We start from the raw sequence: 14,445 nt of genomic DNA on the forward strand, positions 1-14,445 counted from the left end.
ATCGGAAAAGAGGTTGGCTTGTTTTGAGGCTGATCTCTTTTTTGCCTTGATTAATGGTTGCGTTTGCGTTACATTGAACATAATAGCGCAACGGAAAGCAGGGTTTGGAATGAAGAGACAGGAACTAATTGATGCAGCAATACAGGTAATTCAGGAAGATGGTATTCATCAGCTAAGTTTGGCTAAAATCGCTGAAAAAGTCGGAATCACAAAACCTGCCATCTTTTATCATTTTAAAAATAAACAGGATTTAATGATGGCCTTGACGTATTTCACAGTTGGTGAGTATGAACAAACCATCGCGGAAGAGTTCGAAAAAATACCTGAAAACGATGCTTTGCGTCACGTTCATGCTTTTTTGAAGGGGAATTTGCGTCAACTAAATGATTCTGAGTTGATTAAGGTGCACGCGGCTTCGATGGAGGTTCTCGTTTCGAATGATGAGGCGACGGCGGTTTGGCGAGATGTGTATAATCGGGAACTGGAGAAAATGACACCAGAGATTGGCGTTGTGAAGGCGGATTTGCTCAGTGTGGCGCTGGATGGCATGTGGTATGGGGCTATGTGCGGGGTTTGGGAGGCAAAGCGTGCGGAGGCGGTTGTTACATATTTGGAGGAAATCGTGAATCAGGGTTAAATAGTTGCTTTTTCTATAGTTTAGAACTAAACTAATGATGAGGAGGGGATTCCCTTGGTGAAAAAAGAGCAACGATTAGGCGTATTACTCTGGTTTAGACTTAGCCGGTTTTACAATCGCAATATTAAATTGACGAACCAAAATCTCAAAAAAGCGAATCTCTCGATGGCGCAGTTTGACGTGATTGCTCAAATTGGTTTGGAGGGTGAAAGTACACAGAAATCGCTTGCGGACCGGCTTGTGGTGACAAAAGGGAATATTACGCAATTGCTCGTGAAGTTGGAAGAGCAGGGTTTGATTTGTAGGCGAAAGCAGGGCAAGGAAAAATACATTGCTTTGACGGAGCTGGGTAAGGCGTGCTATTTGGAAAATGTACCAGCACAAGAAGCATTTCAGCAGGAACAGTTCGGTAAGTTGACACGAGATGAGCAGAAACAGTTACTGAGTTTATTAAAAAAATTAGATGATTAGTGAGGAGTGGCGAAATGGAATTAAGAGGAATACATCATATTTCGATTATCACGGAGAATGCGCGGGCTAATTTTGATTTTTATACGAAGGTTTTGGGATTGCGATTAGTGAAGAAAACGGTGAATCAGGATGATCCGTACACATATCATTTGTATTATGCGGATGAGATTGGAAATCCTGGCACAACGGTTACTTTTTTTGAAATTCCGCGGGCGAATCGGGGAAGTAAGGGGTATAATTCGATTGCGCGAATGGGGCTACGAGTGCCAAATGATGCGGCGCTGGCTTATTGGGAAGAGCGGTTAACAATGTTTCACGTGAAACATGAGGGTGTTTATGAGCAGTTTGATCGGAAGGTTTTGGATTTTGAAGATGTGGATGGACTTTCGATTCAGCTCATTTCGGATCAGCGTGATAAGGGCGTTGCTGGAGGGAATCCGTGGGTGGATAGTCCGGTTCCAGTAGAACACGCAATTATCGGATTGGGTCCAGTATTATTTTCGACGCTGAAAAAAGAGAAGACGGATCGTGTGTTGACGAAGATTCTAGGGTTCCACCGAGTTGGTGCGTATGAGGATGATGAGCGTTTAGTTACTGTATTTCAAGGTGGTGAAGGCGGATCTGGCGCGGAGGTTCAGTTGGAGGCTAATTTCAAGGATCCGCATGCGGTGGAGGGAATTGGTAGTGTGCATCATGTGGCGTTCCGTGTGGCTGACGATGCAGAATTGCGTGATTGGATTACGTATATTCAAGATTTAGGATATCCGAATTCAGGTTTTGTGGATCGTCATTATTTCCACTCGTTCTATTTTAGAGAGGAAAATGGTATTTTGATTGAGCTTGCGACGGATGGACCGGGCTTTAAGACGGATTTTGCGAAGGAGCATGGCACATATGTAGAGCTTCCACCTGCATTGGAAGAGCGCCGGGCAGATATCGAGGCACATTTGACAGAGCTTGATAGTGATAAATAATAATGGTAAAAGACAGCGGTATCTATTATGATAGGGGTAACATAATAATAGGCGGTGAAAACAATTATGATGGAAAACAGGTATGAAGGCATAGCCAACAAGGACTGTCCTAATTTAGAGCGATTTTTAGTATCTAGTAAGCATGATGTTCCAGCAATGTTGATTTTTCAGGGCGGTGGTTATGGAAATCGGACGGAGCGTGAGGGGAAGCCTGTAGTGGAATGGTTGAATAGTATTGGTATTGCAGCGTTTATCGTGAATTATCGGGTTGCGCCGCATAAACATCCTGTTCCTTTGGAGGATGCGAAATGGGCGATACGAATGGTGCGGCATCGGGCAGAGGAATGGGGCGTTGATCCGAATCGGATTGGTGCCATCGGTTTCTCGGCTGGTGGGCACTTGGCTTCGACTTTGGCGACGCATGTGGAGGATGGACAACCGGATGCGGAAGATCCGATGCATCAATATAGTACGCGTCCCGATGTGTTGATATTGGCGTATCCGGTTATCACGATGCGAGCGCAGACGCATAAAGGCAGTTTGTATAATTTGTTAGGAGAAACGCCGACGAAGCAGCAAATTTTGGAGCTTTCGAATGAGTTACATGTGACGAATCACACACCACCAACTTTTCTATGGCATACAGAAGAGGATCAGATGGTGCCAGTGGACAATAGTTTTATTTTTGCGGCGGCGCTTAGAAGGCATAATGTTCCACACTCGGTTCATACGTTTGAGCAAGGTAGGCATGGACTTGGAATGGCGCGGGATAATCAGGAGGCGAGAATTTGGCCGGAACTATGTGAAAATTGGTTAAAAGTGCGAAACTTCATTTAATTTTCCGTGAAACAGTGGTACAATTTTAGAGGAGAGTTAATTTGGAGGAGGCAATATTTTGGGTAAACGCACTTTTTATTTTGTACGTCATGGTAAAACGGAATGGAACTTGGCTAGAAGAATGCAGGGTTGGGGCGATTCACCATTGATTGAAGAAGGCGTTAATGGTGCGATTGCAACTGGTGAAGCACTCGCGAATGTGGACTTTACGGCTGTTTATTCTAGCCCAAGTAAGCGAACGGTAGACACGACTGGTTATATTATTGGTGATCGAGATATAGATGTTAAGACGCTTGATGGTCTTCGCGAAATGAGTTTTGGAATTTGGGAAGGCGAGCGTTTTGTTGATATTACGGAGAATTATGGGGAAGAGTACGCGATGATGCTGGATAATCCGGCAAAGTATGAGGCGAATGTGAGCAAGGGCGAGACTTACTACCAAGTGAAGGAGCGCACAAAACAAGCAGTGGAGCAGATTTTGGAGGAGCAACCGGAGGGCAATATTTTGGTTGTTTCACACGGAATGGCTTTGCGAGTATTGATATTCGTTGCTTTGCAGGGAGCAGATTTACAGACGCATCGTACGGAAACACCGCATATTTTGAACACGAGTGTCACGGTTGTGGAATACGAAAACGGCGAGTTCCGGGTAGTTACGGCAAATGATACCGCTCATCTTGAGGGTATAGTTGAAGGAGTTTAGAGGATGATAAAATTAGTAGCGATCGATATAGATGGAACATTACTCAACGATAAGCATGAAATCACGCCTGAGGTCCACGCCGCGATTCATAAAGCGAAGGCCCAAGGTGTCAAAATTGTCTTGTGTACAGGGCGCCCAATTACTGGTGTGCAGCAGTATTTGTCGGACTTGGAGTTGAAGCGTGAAGGTGACTACGTGATTACGTTCAACGGTGCGATGGTGCAAGATACATTTACAAAAGAGGTCATCTCACATTTGACGCTTACTCATGCAAATATTATGGATATTTATGAAATGAGCCGCGAGCTTGGTTTGCATATGCATTTCAATGATATGAGCAATCTGTATACGCCAAATCGTGATGTTGGCAAGTACACGGTTTATGAGTCTTATTTGACAAATACACCGCTGTTTTACACGCCGATGAATGAGGTTGCCGAGGATATTATGGTTTCTAAGGCGATGTTTATTGATGAGGAAGAAATTTTAGCACCAGCTATTGCGAAAATTCCAGCGAGTTTTGGCGAAAAGTATAACTTGGTTCGGAGTTCGCCATTCTTCTTGGAGGTTTTGAATCCTGAGGCGAGCAAAGGAAATGCGGTTCATGGTTTAGCGCAGAAGCTTGGAATTAAGCAGAGTGAAGTCATGTGTATCGGTGATCAAGAGAACGATTCAACGATGATTGAGTACGCAGGTGTTGGCGTTGCAATGGAAAATGCGATTGATAAAATTAAAGCGATGGCTGATTTTATTACGCTTTCCAATGAAGAAAGTGGCGTTGCGCATGCGATCAATAAATTTGTTTTAGAAGGATAGGTGCGGCTGATGAGTGATTGGATAGAGAAGGGTTATCGTGAGTACCGAGGCGAGAAGATCGATGTTTATTTTAATACGGCGATTTGTGAACATGCAGCGGAATGTGTGAAAGGTGACCCAGCTGTGTTCGATACAAGTCGTAAACCGTGGATAGTGCCTGATAATGCGACACCAGAGAAGGTTCAAGAAGTCATACATCGCTGTCCAAGTGGTGCTCTGAAGTATCGAGTAAAGTAGGAGGTTATGATGATGGAATTTGTTAAAGGTGAAAATCGTTTTTTCAAGGAAGATGCGAACGGAAAATTGATTGCGGAAGTAACGTGGGTTCCGAGTGGGGATTCGCTTGTAATTTTGGATCATACGTTTGTTGATGAGAGTCTCCGTGGTCAAGGAATCGCATCGGAGTTAGTGGAGAAAGTAGCAGAGACGATGCGTGCGGAAGGTAAGAAAATTACGCCGACTTGTCCATTTGCAAAAGCTGAGTTTGAGCGTAAACCTGAGAAATATGATGATGTGAAAGCATAATGAGAGGAAACCCGTTTGCAAATCTGCGCGGGTTTTCATTATTTCCCGGGAAATAATGAGCTTTTGCTACCAATTTAAAAGAATATACTTTAAAATGAAGAAGAGTAGATTTTACCTAAATGGAGGTTTTAATAATGGAGCACAAAAAGCATACCGATTTTCCGAAAGATTTTTTATGGGGTTCTGCCTCGGCGGCGTATCAAATTGAGGGTGCGTGGGACGCGGATGGCAAAGGGCCTTCTGTTTGGGACAATTTTGTGAAGATTCCTGGGACGACATATGAGGGCACGAATGGTGATGTGGCGGTGGATCATTATCATCGTTATAAGGAAGACGTGAAGTTGATGGCGGATGCTGGCTTGAAGGCGTACCGTTTTTCGATTGCTTGGAGTCGTATTTTCCCGACTGGTAAGGGTGAGGTGAATGAGGCAGGATTGAAGTTCTATGATGATCTTATCGATGAGTTGTTGAAGTACGATATTGAGCCGCTTGTGACGCTATATCATTGGGATATTCCGCAGGCGTTGATGGACGAGTATGGTGGCTGGGAATCGCGCCAAGTGGTGGAGGATTTCACGAACTATTCAGTCGCGTTATTTAAGCGTTACGGGGACCGTGTGAAGTATTGGGTTTCCCTGAACGAGCAGAATATTTTTGTGTCGCTTGGTTATTCGATGGCGCTTCACCCACCGAAAGTGACAGACGATAAGCGGATGTATCAGGTGAATCATATTGCGAACTTGGCGAATGCTAGTGTTATCAATGCGTTCCATGAGATCGTGAAGGATGGTAAAATTGGGCCGAGTTTTGCGTATACACCGTATTATCCGGTTGATACGGACCCGAAAAACGTGCTTGCTGCGGAGAATGCGGAAGATTTGAACGGCTATTTCTGGATGGATATGTATGCGTGGGGCGTTTATCCGAAGGCGGTTTGGCGTTATTTGGAAGAGAATGATTTGGCACCGACGATTGAGCCTGGCGATATGGAATTGCTTGCGTCTGCGAAACCGGATTTCATGGGCTTGAACTACTATCAATCTGCGACGGCGGCTCATAATCCGTTAGATGGCGTTGGTCAAAGCAATACGTTTAACACGACCGGTAAAAAAGGAACGGCGGAGGAAACGGGGATTCCTGGTTTGTATAAGAAAGTGAAGAATCCTTACGTGAAAACCACGGACTGGGATTGGACGATTGATCCTGAGGGGCTTCACATTGCGCTTCGCCGTATTAATAGCCGCTACCAATTACCGATTTTGATTACGGAAAATGGTTTGGGTGCGTTTGATAAGTTGGAAGATGGCGAGGTTCATGATGCGTATCGTATTGATTACCTAAGCTCGCATGTTGGCGCTATTCAGTCGGCAATCGATGATGGTGTTGATATGCTCGGCTATTGCACATGGTCGTTCACGGATCTTCTGAGCTGGCTGAATGGCTATCAAAAACGTTATGGTTTTGTTTATGTCGATCGTGATATTTCTGATGATGCACCAATGACGCGGATTCCGAAAGATAGTTATTATTGGTATAAGAAAGTGATTGAGACGAACGGGAAAGAGTTGTAATAATATAGAAGGAGCCGTTTTCCATGTTTAGCTTTTGCTAGGATGGAAAACGGCTTTTTATATGTTTTTAACCAGTAGTGAGTAGAGAAAATAATCGGTTTTAAGCATTTTAGAAAGAGGAGTTAATTTTTAACGATTTATTCAACTCGTTTTGTGTGTTGTTGTTTAAATACATTAAAAAGGAGTTGGTTTTTTGTGGCGAAAAAAATGAAGTATTGTGCTGTAGCTTTTGTATTTTCTCTAGGTTTACTTATTCCGCTAACCGCTTATGCTGCGATTAATAACGTATCGTATGATTTCAAGCATATGGTTCCCGTTAGTGGTAAGATGACTGCAACAAAAGCTACCTTGTCGGGAAGTGTTAGTGTGAATAATTGGGGTAAAGACAATTCGTTCGGTGTGAAATTATTTAAACATCGAGTAATATTGAATGATATTTATAAAGGTGGAACGTATTTCTCACCAACAGGCAATAAGAAATTCTCCTACACAGTGGCAAAAGGCAAATCTTATTGTGCAGAATTCTGGAAGACCCAAAACGGCAAATATATAAAAGGAAAAGCTAGTTTTAGCTACTAAGCCTATGTTGAAATTTATTTTTCCGTTATTGATTATGGTCATTATATTCGCAACGATCCTGATTATGTATAAGAAATTGGTGGACAAGAAAACAAATAGAGAGCTTATTCTGATCTCGATCTTTGCCCTGTACATCATGGCTGTCATCTGCGTAGTCCTGTTCCCACTACCAGTGCAAAAAGAATACATAATGGACATGATTAAGTATAATCAAGGGGTATCGAATAATCTGATTCCGTTCATGGCTTGGGTAGATGCGGTGAATGACATGCGCTATGTCGGTGTATTGCAGGCTTTTTATCAACCGATTGCAAATATGATTTTATTTTTTCCACTTGGATTCTATTTACCGCTTATTTTGCCTAAATGGAGATTCAAAAAAATTATCCTTGTGGCTTTTTTATCTTCGTTGAGTATTGAGTTGACCCAAGAGTTCATTAACTTAATCTTGGGCTTTAATTATCGCGCGTTTGATGTGGATGATCTTATATGTAATACTGTTGGTGTTGCAATGGGCTACCTATTTTATAGATGTGTTGTTAAGATAGTCCTTATTTCTAAAGAAGAGCTTTATTAGAGCCTAACTAAATCATAAAAAGAGCCGTTTCCCATGATCAGGATGAACGACTCTTCTATGTGTTATGGAGGTAATATTATTACTAGCTTCATGGAGTCTTTATTTGAGCTACATAATTTGCCTTCGATGTTATGGTAACGCTAATAAAGCAAGTATATAAGTTGCTTATTTTCCTACTGTATAAGTGATAACGCCTTTTAGGTTTTGTGTATCAGCAATAGAAATTTGTTGTCCTGCTTTAAGAGCGTTTCCAGCAGGTACTATGAAGCTGTAAGTTCCGTCAGCAGCAATGCGCAATGCATTTCCAGTAGCTAGAACTGTCTGTGTTGAAAGGTTCCCGATGTTTAGGTAATGACCAGGGATACCTGTACCAGTAATGCGAACATCGCCAGCGCTTATAGGATTTACACTAAGGTTGCCACTTTGAACTGTAAAAATAGTATTACCTTTTAGATTTTGTGAATCAGCGATAGCAATTTGTTGTCCTGTTTTAAGAGCACTTCCTGCTGGTAATGTGAAGCTGAAAGTTCCATCAGCAGCGATACGCACTGTATTCCCAGTAGCTAGAACAACGTGTGTTGAAAGGTTGTTGATGTTTAGGTAATGACCAGGAATACCTGTACCAGTAATTGTAGTAGCGCCTGAAACTAAAGGATTAACATTGAAGCCACTACCTTGAACGGTATAATTAGCAACTGTACCTTTTAAGTCTGATGAATCGCTTATTGCAAAAACTTGATTAGTTGTAAGAGCACTTGGTAGTGTGAAGCTGAAAGTTCCGTTAGCAGGTACTTTGAAAGCATTACCAGTAGCTAACACGGCTTTTGTAGACAAGTTCGTGATATTAAGGTAGTGACCAGGAACGCCTGTACCAGTAATAGTTTTAACTCCAGTAAATAAAGGATTAACTTGAAGAATGCTATTTGTGCTTGCTTGTGTTATGCTTGCTTGTGCTTCACCTGGTGAAGATGTTACGTATACCCCACCTAAAAATGCTGTTGCAACTAATGCAACCCCTACTCTTTTTAATGTCGTTTTTTTATTCATTAGTGTAATCTCCTTTTTTATATGAAAATGATGATAGACAAAAGCATAGCGAAATAATGATTCCATGAAACCTAGTGCTAATATTAGCATATATAATAGGCATAAACGCGGGAATTTTGGACGGATTCTGCTTTTTTTGATGGAGAAGTTGTGTCTATTACTAGATGGCTTTTTATGATATACGAAAAATAGCCCAATTTTATTTTTGTTAAAATCTAAACAAAGCGGTCGGTCGTGAAAGCGTTGACAAATCAAGCGAATCTATCAAATTGGTATAGACCCTTTACATTTTGAACCAATTATTTCCGAGGTTTTACTTTTAAAGAGCTCGGGTACTTGCTTAGTGTCAGAGCTATTGACAAGAAGTAAAAACGCTTGAATGAAAGCGTAAACAATGAGGGGGATTTACTAATGGTAGATTGGAAGAACACGAAAAAATGGGTAGCAGGCGGAGTTTTGACAGCGGCGGTTGCAGTTGGGGTTTCTTTAACGGGAGGAACACAGGCTCATGCGGCGGTCGATGATGCAACACCAATGCCTAGCATTCAAGGGAAACAGGTTCTAGTCGGTTATTGGCATAGTTGGAAATCCACGGGCAGAGATGGTTATAAGCAAGGTACTTCGGCTGATATTGCGCTAAAAGATGTAAACGCGGCGTATAATGTGGTTCCGGTCTCCTTCATGAAGGGCGATGGCATAAATCGTATTCCAACGTTCAAGCCGGTTGGGTTAACGGATAGTGAGTTCCGCGCACAAGTTGGGGCTTTAAATAAACAAGGACGTAGCGTGCTGCTTGCGCTTGGTGGTGCGGATGGGCATGTTCAACTGCAAACCGGGGATGAGCAAGCGTTCGCCAATGAAATTATTCGCCAAGTAGAGACGTATGGTTTTGACGGTTTAGATATTGATTTGGAGCAAACGGCGATTACGGCTGGGAACAACCAAACGGTGATTCCTGCGGCGCTTAAAATTGTGAAAAATCATTATGCTGCGGAAGGTAAGAACTTCCTAATTACGATGGCGCCGGAATTCCCATATTTGAAGCCGGGTGCTGCGTATCAAAGCTACATTACGTCGCTAACTGGTTACTATGACTATATCGCGCCTCAATTTTATAACCAAGGTGGCGATGGTGTCTGGGTTGACGAAACGAACCAATGGATTGCGCAAAACAATGATACGCTGAAAAAAGAGTTCATTTATTACATGGCGGATTCGTTAATTCACGGTACGCGTGGTTATCTACAAATTCCGGCTGACAAGCTAGTTATTGGTTTACCAACGAATAATGATGCGGCGGCAACGGGATATGTGATTAATCCGCAAAATGTTTTCGATGCTTTCAATATGTTGAAAAATGCGGGAACTCCGCTTAAAGGTATCATGACATGGTCTGCGAACTGGGATGCTGGTAAGAGTAGCGCCGGGGTTTCTTATAATAATGCGTTTGCGAACACATATGGTCCATTCTTAGGTACAAAATAAATCATAAACGTCGCCCTGCCGAAAATTGGTGGGGCGATTTTTGACGTGTTTGAAGTCCGTTACATAGGAGTAAATAGCAAAACGTACGAAAATGTTCACAAAAAAGATGTGAAAATGGTAAATAGACACAATGCCAAATAAAGCAACCTGCTATACTTGTACAATGGAATACTGTGTTGGATTTGAGAACCTCAAGAAAAGATGCAGATTTTGTACAGAGGAGGCGATCTTATCAAAGGACCTCAAAATGATGAGATTAAATATGTTTTAAAACTTGTTGCGGATCCCGGTTTCTCGTTTATGACGCTGGAATTAGACAAAGGTTATGCTATTACAATTACGCGGAATACGCTATATATGACGTTATATTGGCTAGAAATGAAACAGCTTATTTATAGGAAAACGAACATTAAACGAGGGCAAAAAAAGTATTTTTTGACGCAATATGGAGAAGAATTGATGGGAAATGTTGAAATGTTAGAGAAGATGCTGGACAATTTACAACTAGAATGAAGTGTTTTTTAAAATAAGTGTGCTTAAAACTAGATTCAAGCATGATTCTTAGGGTATAGTTAAGTAGCAATATTTTTGCATTACTATCAGGGGAGGAATGGAATCATGCGTAAATTTTATTTGTATTTTATTTTAGTAATGGGACTTGTTATGATTGGGCTGGGACTTTGGTTTGTATTTAATCCAAGTACGTCGCTTGCGGCTTTCACATTTGTAATTGGGATTGTGTTATTACTAAACGGTTTGAACGAGATTATTTCTTATTTCAAAGGTCGGAAGGTTTTGAAAATCTCGAACTGGATCCTTTTGGACGGGGCTTTATCGTTCTTAGCCGGTTTAATTATTCTGATTAACAACAACATTGGTGAAAAATTCATCGTGCTAATTTTCGTTATTTGGGTACTTGCTTCGGCAATTCTGAATATCATCATGGCATTCTCGGTGAAAGGCTCGAAAGGCTGGATTTTCATTATGATCGTTGGGATTATCGGTGCTTTGATTGCGATTTTCTCGCTATTTAGTTCGGCAATCGTGGCAGTGACAGTAGGCTTGATTCTTGGCGCGTTCTTTATTTTCCAAGGGATTGCGTGTTTGTTACTGTTTAATGGGATTCGTAAGCAAATGAAATAATGGAAAAGCTCCTTGTGGATGTGTTCATGGGGAGCTTTTTTCGTGTGCATTGAATATCTTTTTGGTGTGTGTTAGAATGGAATAGAAAAGGAAGCCATGCGTCAACATGACTTCCTTAAGTAGAGCCGTTGAAAAGACGATGGCTTCATAATTTTGTTGCAACCATCTAACCTTTTCGCGAAAAAAGTGAGTTAGATGGTTATTTTTTGTCTTTTTTTACTGATTTGATGAGCATCACGACAAAGCCAAGGAGTGATACAGTAAATGTACCAAGCCCGAGCATAAGTGTTAGTGTCTCAGCAACAGACATCAATTAGGCGTTTCCTTTCTACAGATTTTAGTACCTATTTGCATAAGCACCACCACCTCTCGATTAGATCGGCCACCATCTTTTCACTTCTCTACAGGGTTAGTATATCAGAAATAGCATAGCAGTGCGGTGTAACTTATTTCAATGTTGGGAGGAGACGATGTTTTATGCAGAAAATAATTATTAATGCGGATGATTTCGGGATGTCGAAAGGGATTAATTATGGTGTTATGGAGGCATATTTGAACGGGATTGTGAGTTCGACGCTGTTGATGCCGAATTTGGAGGCTGCGGAACATGCGGTGAAGTTGGCGAAAGCGGCATGCCCTGATTTATTTATTGGGCAACATACGAATTTTTTACTTGGGAAACCGTGTTCTGATCCTGCTAAAATTCCTTCGATGGTTGATAAAAACGGGGATTTTCATCGCTCGGCGTATTATCGGAGTGGAAAAGGGCATTTTGTGTATGATGAGGTATGCTTGGAAACGATTGCGCAGATGGGGCGTTTTAAGGAGTTGCTTGGTCATTTTCCAGAGCATATTGATTGTCATGCAGTTGGTGACGAGGTTGTGGATCAGGCGTTTTATGATATTGCGCTGGAATATGGGATACATACGACATTGAAATATAGCGGTGACAAGGTTTGGCCGTCATTGCCGGGATATGTGGAAACGGGATTGCTTTTGGAGGTTAATGGGTTGCCGTTTATTGAGAATGGGACGCTGGTGGAGAATTTTTTGCGGGATGATTTTGGGCTGCTTAGGCAGGATTCGGAAAAAGTGATTGAGATGCATTTTGATGCGGGATTTTTGGATCAGTTTGTGCTGGATAATTCGTCCATGACGACGCCGAGATGTCGGGAGCTTGCGACACTTTGTGATCCGCGGGTTCGTGAGTGGTTCGATGTGAACGGACTCGAGCGGATTCATTTTGGGGACTTGAAATTGGGTGATTTTAGCGGATGAAGCGGTTTTTGATGATTGGTGTTGCGGGAATGGCGGGTGCGCTGTGTCGCTATTTTGTTGGAATGGGGATTGGTGTGTTTTGGGGAGCTGATTTTCCGCTGGGGACGTTGATTGTGAATCTGAGTGGGTGTTTTGTGCTTGGATTTTTCACGACGTATTTGTTTCGGTTGACGATTTTGAATACGGATTTGGTGATTGCGATTGGAACGGGATTTTTAGGGGCGTATACGACTTTTTCGACGTTTAGTTTGGAGACGGTACGGTTGTTTGAGTCGGGAGATGCGATATTGGCGGTTACATATTTAGGGTTGAGTTTTCTCGGCGGGAACTTGTTGTCGTGGCTGGGTTTTACGCTCGGTGAACGGCGATTCGTGCGCAAAAGAGAAGCGGTCAAGGAGGGCGATTTGTGATGTGGATGGATGTGATTTCCATTGCGATTGGTGCTTTCTTTGGAGCGAATGCGCGATATTGGCTATCAACTTGGATAAAAAACCGTGTAAAATGGGATTTTCCGATGGCGACGTTGCTTATTAATTTGGCGGGTGCATTTGTGCTGGGCTTTGTCGTGCAGTTGCAGTTGTCGTTTGATTGGAATTTGCTATGGACGACGGGATTTTTAGGGGCGTTTACGACTTTTTCGACGTTTAAATTGGAAAGTGTGCAGTTACACGCTGAGCGAAAGTGGAAAAAAGCGATTTTGTACCAAGTCGTGACGTATTCGGCGGGCTTGGCGCTGGTCGTTGCGGGGATGTTTTTAGGATCGATATTATAACAAAGAAGTGTGCGCTAATCATCACTGTAAGGTGGTACCAATGTCAAGGACACTTGTAAAAAAGAATGAAGCACTTGCTAGAAGATGGTTTCTGTATTGTACAGGAGCCATCTTTTTGAGATTCCATTGATAGCGATAATTATTATAGTAAATCATATAGTGTCTATTTTCGATTTCAGGTGGCTAGGGGTATCAAAGGAACGAGAATCAATGTCATCTTTAAAATGGCCTAAGTAGTGGTATTTTTTAAGAGTTTTTGATAGATAGAGCTAGTGTAATGGCTTCTTTGATCGGAGTGAATAAAGGCGTCTGTGTGTAAGTTATGTTTCCGTTTTTTGAATTTTTTAATCGGTTGTATCGCAATGGTTTGAAGGAGGTGCCAGTGGAGATTGATTACGTGGCGACGAGTCCAAAACGTTTATACAGTAAAATGTATGAAAAGCGTCATTTATCGCGGGCGGATGAGGTTCGGGTTGTGATGGATGGCGGATTTAATATGTTGGAAACGATTAGTCAACTTGGAAAATTAGATGCGGAACGTGGCGAGAATAAGTGGTCGCTGAGTATTCAGACGCATAAATTAGCGGGTATTGAATAAATTATAAAAATAAAGCTTATCCTGAGGAGCGCTGAAATTTGCGTTAAGGATAAGCTTTGTTTTTTTATGCCTCATTTTCGTCTTGTTCCAGCTCTAGGTTGAGGAAATATGAAATAACGGTTCGGATAATAACGATTAGTGCTAGACTAAATAAGTCTTGGATTGTGGGTTTGAGAATAGATTCGATGATGTCGGAAACGATGAGGATTTCTAAGCTGAATAAAATGTAGCTACTAAGATCATTTTTGGTTTTGAAAATGGCTTTTTTCAAATTAGGTGTTCTCCGAAGCGTCAAGCGAATGACTTTGACGATGCATAGTACGACACCTAAAAGTAGAAGAAGCATAGCTAGGATATCGAGTCCTTGTGTTATTATTTCAAAAAATGGATAGAAAAAGTTCATTTTGCGCACCCCCTTTTGTTTTTGTTGTA

The 14,445-nt window shown here is 42.0% G+C and carries 21 protein-coding genes and 1 pseudogene; 18 read left to right on the forward strand and 4 right to left on the reverse strand.

The window, feature by feature from the left end:
• The first annotated feature begins 109 nt into the window (after nt 1-109).
• The 11 genes from HCJ66_RS11530 (at nt 110) to HCJ66_RS11580 (ending at nt 7,690) form a co-directional block, all read left to right on the forward strand.
• A complete protein-coding gene (locus HCJ66_RS11530; RefSeq protein ID WP_187133263.1) occupies nt 110-637 on the forward strand; it encodes a TetR/AcrR family transcriptional regulator in 528 nt (175 codons plus the stop codon).
• A gap of 54 nt (nt 638-691) precedes the next feature.
• Nucleotides 692-1,108: a MarR family winged helix-turn-helix transcriptional regulator gene (locus HCJ66_RS11535; RefSeq protein WP_181676565.1), complete on the forward strand. Its 417-nt coding sequence runs from the start codon at nt 692-694 to the stop codon at nt 1,106-1,108.
• A gap of 14 nt (nt 1,109-1,122) precedes the next feature.
• Nucleotides 1,123-2,082, forward strand: coding sequence for a ring-cleaving dioxygenase (locus HCJ66_RS11540; RefSeq protein ID WP_187133264.1), 960 nt, complete (start codon nt 1,123-1,125; stop codon nt 2,080-2,082).
• 66 nt (nt 2,083-2,148) lie between these two features.
• On the forward strand, nt 2,149-2,919 hold the full coding sequence (locus HCJ66_RS11545; RefSeq protein WP_181676567.1) for an alpha/beta hydrolase: 771 nt from the start codon (nt 2,149-2,151) through the stop codon (nt 2,917-2,919).
• A 58-nt stretch (nt 2,920-2,977) separates the two neighbouring features.
• A complete protein-coding gene (locus tag HCJ66_RS11550; RefSeq protein WP_220132291.1) occupies nt 2,978-3,622 on the forward strand; it encodes a histidine phosphatase family protein in 645 nt (214 codons plus the stop codon).
• Between the two features lie 3 nt (nt 3,623-3,625).
• Complete coding sequence (yidA, locus tag HCJ66_RS11555) at nt 3,626-4,438, forward strand: sugar-phosphatase (RefSeq protein ID WP_181676568.1); 813 nt, start codon at nt 3,626-3,628, stop codon at nt 4,436-4,438.
• A 9-nt stretch (nt 4,439-4,447) separates the two neighbouring features.
• The gene (locus tag HCJ66_RS11560; RefSeq protein ID WP_181676569.1) at nt 4,448-4,675 is read left to right on the forward strand and encodes a (4Fe-4S)-binding protein; all 228 of its coding nucleotides are present in this window, start codon (nt 4,448-4,450) and stop codon (nt 4,673-4,675) included.
• A gap of 12 nt (nt 4,676-4,687) precedes the next feature.
• Nucleotides 4,688-4,963 (forward strand): GNAT family N-acetyltransferase, encoded by a 276-nt coding sequence (locus tag HCJ66_RS11565; protein ID WP_187133265.1) that lies wholly within the window; start codon nt 4,688-4,690, stop codon nt 4,961-4,963.
• Between the two features lie 134 nt (nt 4,964-5,097).
• Nucleotides 5,098-6,534 (forward strand): glycoside hydrolase family 1 protein, encoded by a 1,437-nt coding sequence (locus tag HCJ66_RS11570; RefSeq protein ID WP_187133266.1) that lies wholly within the window; start codon nt 5,098-5,100, stop codon nt 6,532-6,534.
• Between the two features lie 195 nt (nt 6,535-6,729).
• Nucleotides 6,730-7,113 carry a dsRNA-binding motif domain-containing protein gene (locus HCJ66_RS11575; protein ID WP_187133267.1) on the forward strand — a complete coding sequence of 128 codons (384 nt, stop codon included), beginning with the start codon at nt 6,730-6,732 and terminating at the stop codon, nt 7,111-7,113.
• A gap of 4 nt (nt 7,114-7,117) precedes the next feature.
• The gene (locus HCJ66_RS11580) at nt 7,118-7,690 is read left to right on the forward strand and encodes a VanZ family protein (RefSeq protein ID WP_187133268.1); all 573 of its coding nucleotides are present in this window, start codon (nt 7,118-7,120) and stop codon (nt 7,688-7,690) included.
• A gap of 165 nt (nt 7,691-7,855) precedes the next feature.
• Here the strand turns inward: HCJ66_RS11580 and HCJ66_RS11585 are convergent, their stop codons facing one another.
• Nucleotides 7,856-8,737 carry a hypothetical protein gene (locus HCJ66_RS11585; RefSeq protein WP_187133269.1) on the reverse strand — a complete coding sequence of 294 codons (882 nt, stop codon included), beginning with the start codon at nt 8,735-8,737 and terminating at the stop codon, nt 7,856-7,858.
• Between the two features lie 411 nt (nt 8,738-9,148).
• Here HCJ66_RS11585 and HCJ66_RS11590 point away from each other — a divergent pair, with 411 nt between their 5' ends.
• From HCJ66_RS11590 to HCJ66_RS11600, 3 genes are all read left to right on the forward strand, one after another.
• Nucleotides 9,149-10,222 (forward strand): chitinase, encoded by a 1,074-nt coding sequence (locus HCJ66_RS11590; RefSeq protein ID WP_187133270.1) that lies wholly within the window; start codon nt 9,149-9,151, stop codon nt 10,220-10,222.
• A gap of 210 nt (nt 10,223-10,432) precedes the next feature.
• On the forward strand, nt 10,433-10,735 hold the full coding sequence (locus HCJ66_RS11595) for a DUF3116 family protein (protein ID WP_187133271.1): 303 nt from the start codon (nt 10,433-10,435) through the stop codon (nt 10,733-10,735).
• 105 nt (nt 10,736-10,840) lie between these two features.
• On the forward strand, nt 10,841-11,365 hold the full coding sequence (locus HCJ66_RS11600; RefSeq protein ID WP_187133272.1) for an HdeD family acid-resistance protein: 525 nt from the start codon (nt 10,841-10,843) through the stop codon (nt 11,363-11,365).
• A gap of 199 nt (nt 11,366-11,564) precedes the next feature.
• On the opposite strand, the gene HCJ66_RS16490 is transcribed toward HCJ66_RS11600, so the two are convergent.
• Nucleotides 11,565-11,675: a putative holin-like toxin gene (locus HCJ66_RS16490; RefSeq protein ID WP_281384422.1), complete on the reverse strand. Its 111-nt coding sequence runs from the start codon at nt 11,673-11,675 to the stop codon at nt 11,565-11,567.
• A 167-nt stretch (nt 11,676-11,842) separates the two neighbouring features.
• Between HCJ66_RS16490 and HCJ66_RS11610 the strand changes: the two genes are divergently transcribed.
• Genes HCJ66_RS11610 through crcB (HCJ66_RS11620) form a run of 3 tightly spaced genes read left to right on the forward strand, consistent with a single transcriptional unit; the run spans nt 11,843 to nt 13,415 of the window.
• Entirely contained in the window at nt 11,843-12,643 is an 801-nt protein-coding gene (locus tag HCJ66_RS11610) for a ChbG/HpnK family deacetylase (RefSeq protein WP_187133274.1), read from the forward strand.
• A complete protein-coding gene (gene crcB, locus HCJ66_RS11615; RefSeq protein WP_187133275.1) occupies nt 12,640-13,053 on the forward strand; it encodes a fluoride efflux transporter CrcB in 414 nt (137 codons plus the stop codon). The genes HCJ66_RS11610 and crcB (HCJ66_RS11615) overlap by 4 nt, the downstream gene beginning before the upstream one ends.
• On the forward strand, nt 13,053-13,415 hold the full coding sequence (gene crcB / locus HCJ66_RS11620) for a fluoride efflux transporter CrcB (protein ID WP_222717492.1): 363 nt from the start codon (nt 13,053-13,055) through the stop codon (nt 13,413-13,415). Before crcB (HCJ66_RS11615) ends, crcB (HCJ66_RS11620) begins: the two co-directional genes overlap by 1 nt.
• A gap of 21 nt (nt 13,416-13,436) precedes the next feature.
• Here crcB (HCJ66_RS11620) and HCJ66_RS11625 read toward each other — a convergent pair.
• Nucleotides 13,437-13,588, reverse strand: a pseudogene (locus HCJ66_RS11625) (IS3 family transposase); the annotation flags it as partial.
• A gap of 209 nt (nt 13,589-13,797) precedes the next feature.
• Here HCJ66_RS11625 and HCJ66_RS11630 point away from each other — a divergent pair.
• Entirely contained in the window at nt 13,798-14,013 is a 216-nt protein-coding gene (locus tag HCJ66_RS11630) for a hypothetical protein (RefSeq protein WP_187133278.1), read from the forward strand.
• 64 nt (nt 14,014-14,077) lie between these two features.
• On the opposite strand, the gene HCJ66_RS11635 is transcribed toward HCJ66_RS11630, so the two are convergent.
• A complete protein-coding gene (locus tag HCJ66_RS11635; RefSeq protein WP_187133279.1) occupies nt 14,078-14,416 on the reverse strand; it encodes a DUF1622 domain-containing protein in 339 nt (112 codons plus the stop codon).
• Nucleotides 14,417-14,445 lie beyond the last annotated feature (29 nt).

Origin of the sequence: Paenilisteria portnoyi (genome assembly GCF_014322795.1) — a bacterium.
Lineage (GTDB): Bacteria > Bacillota > Bacilli > Lactobacillales > Listeriaceae > Listeria_A > Listeria_A portnoyi.

What these genes read in the sequence shown, in the direction of transcription:
- yidA (WP_181676568.1), top strand. Translation starts at nt 3,626, where the DNA reads ATGATAAAATTAGTAGCGATCGATATAGATGGAACATTACTCAACGAT.
- HCJ66_RS11635 (WP_187133279.1), bottom strand. Translation starts at nt 14,416, where the DNA reads ATGAACTTTTTCTATCCATTTTTTGAAATAATAACACAAGGACTCGAT.
- HCJ66_RS11570 (WP_187133266.1), top strand. Translation starts at nt 5,098, where the DNA reads ATGGAGCACAAAAAGCATACCGATTTTCCGAAAGATTTTTTATGGGGT.
- HCJ66_RS11585 (WP_187133269.1), bottom strand. Translation starts at nt 8,737, where the DNA reads ATGAATAAAAAAACGACATTAAAAAGAGTAGGGGTTGCATTAGTTGCA.
- HCJ66_RS16490 (WP_281384422.1), bottom strand. Translation starts at nt 11,675, where the DNA reads ATGTCTGTTGCTGAGACACTAACACTTATGCTCGGGCTTGGTACATTT.
- crcB (WP_222717492.1), top strand. Translation starts at nt 13,053, where the DNA reads ATGTGGATGGATGTGATTTCCATTGCGATTGGTGCTTTCTTTGGAGCG.
- HCJ66_RS11610 (WP_187133274.1), top strand. Translation starts at nt 11,843, where the DNA reads ATGCAGAAAATAATTATTAATGCGGATGATTTCGGGATGTCGAAAGGG.
- HCJ66_RS11580 (WP_187133268.1), top strand. Translation starts at nt 7,118, where the DNA reads ATGTTGAAATTTATTTTTCCGTTATTGATTATGGTCATTATATTCGCA.
- HCJ66_RS11540 (WP_187133264.1), top strand. Translation starts at nt 1,123, where the DNA reads ATGGAATTAAGAGGAATACATCATATTTCGATTATCACGGAGAATGCG.
- HCJ66_RS11600 (WP_187133272.1), top strand. Translation starts at nt 10,841, where the DNA reads ATGCGTAAATTTTATTTGTATTTTATTTTAGTAATGGGACTTGTTATG.
- HCJ66_RS11530 (WP_187133263.1), top strand. Translation starts at nt 110, where the DNA reads ATGAAGAGACAGGAACTAATTGATGCAGCAATACAGGTAATTCAGGAA.
- HCJ66_RS11545 (WP_181676567.1), top strand. Translation starts at nt 2,149, where the DNA reads ATGATGGAAAACAGGTATGAAGGCATAGCCAACAAGGACTGTCCTAAT.
- HCJ66_RS11565 (WP_187133265.1), top strand. Translation starts at nt 4,688, where the DNA reads ATGGAATTTGTTAAAGGTGAAAATCGTTTTTTCAAGGAAGATGCGAAC.
- HCJ66_RS11560 (WP_181676569.1), top strand. Translation starts at nt 4,448, where the DNA reads ATGAGTGATTGGATAGAGAAGGGTTATCGTGAGTACCGAGGCGAGAAG.
- crcB (WP_187133275.1), top strand. Translation starts at nt 12,640, where the DNA reads ATGAAGCGGTTTTTGATGATTGGTGTTGCGGGAATGGCGGGTGCGCTG.
- HCJ66_RS11590 (WP_187133270.1), top strand. Translation starts at nt 9,149, where the DNA reads ATGGTAGATTGGAAGAACACGAAAAAATGGGTAGCAGGCGGAGTTTTG.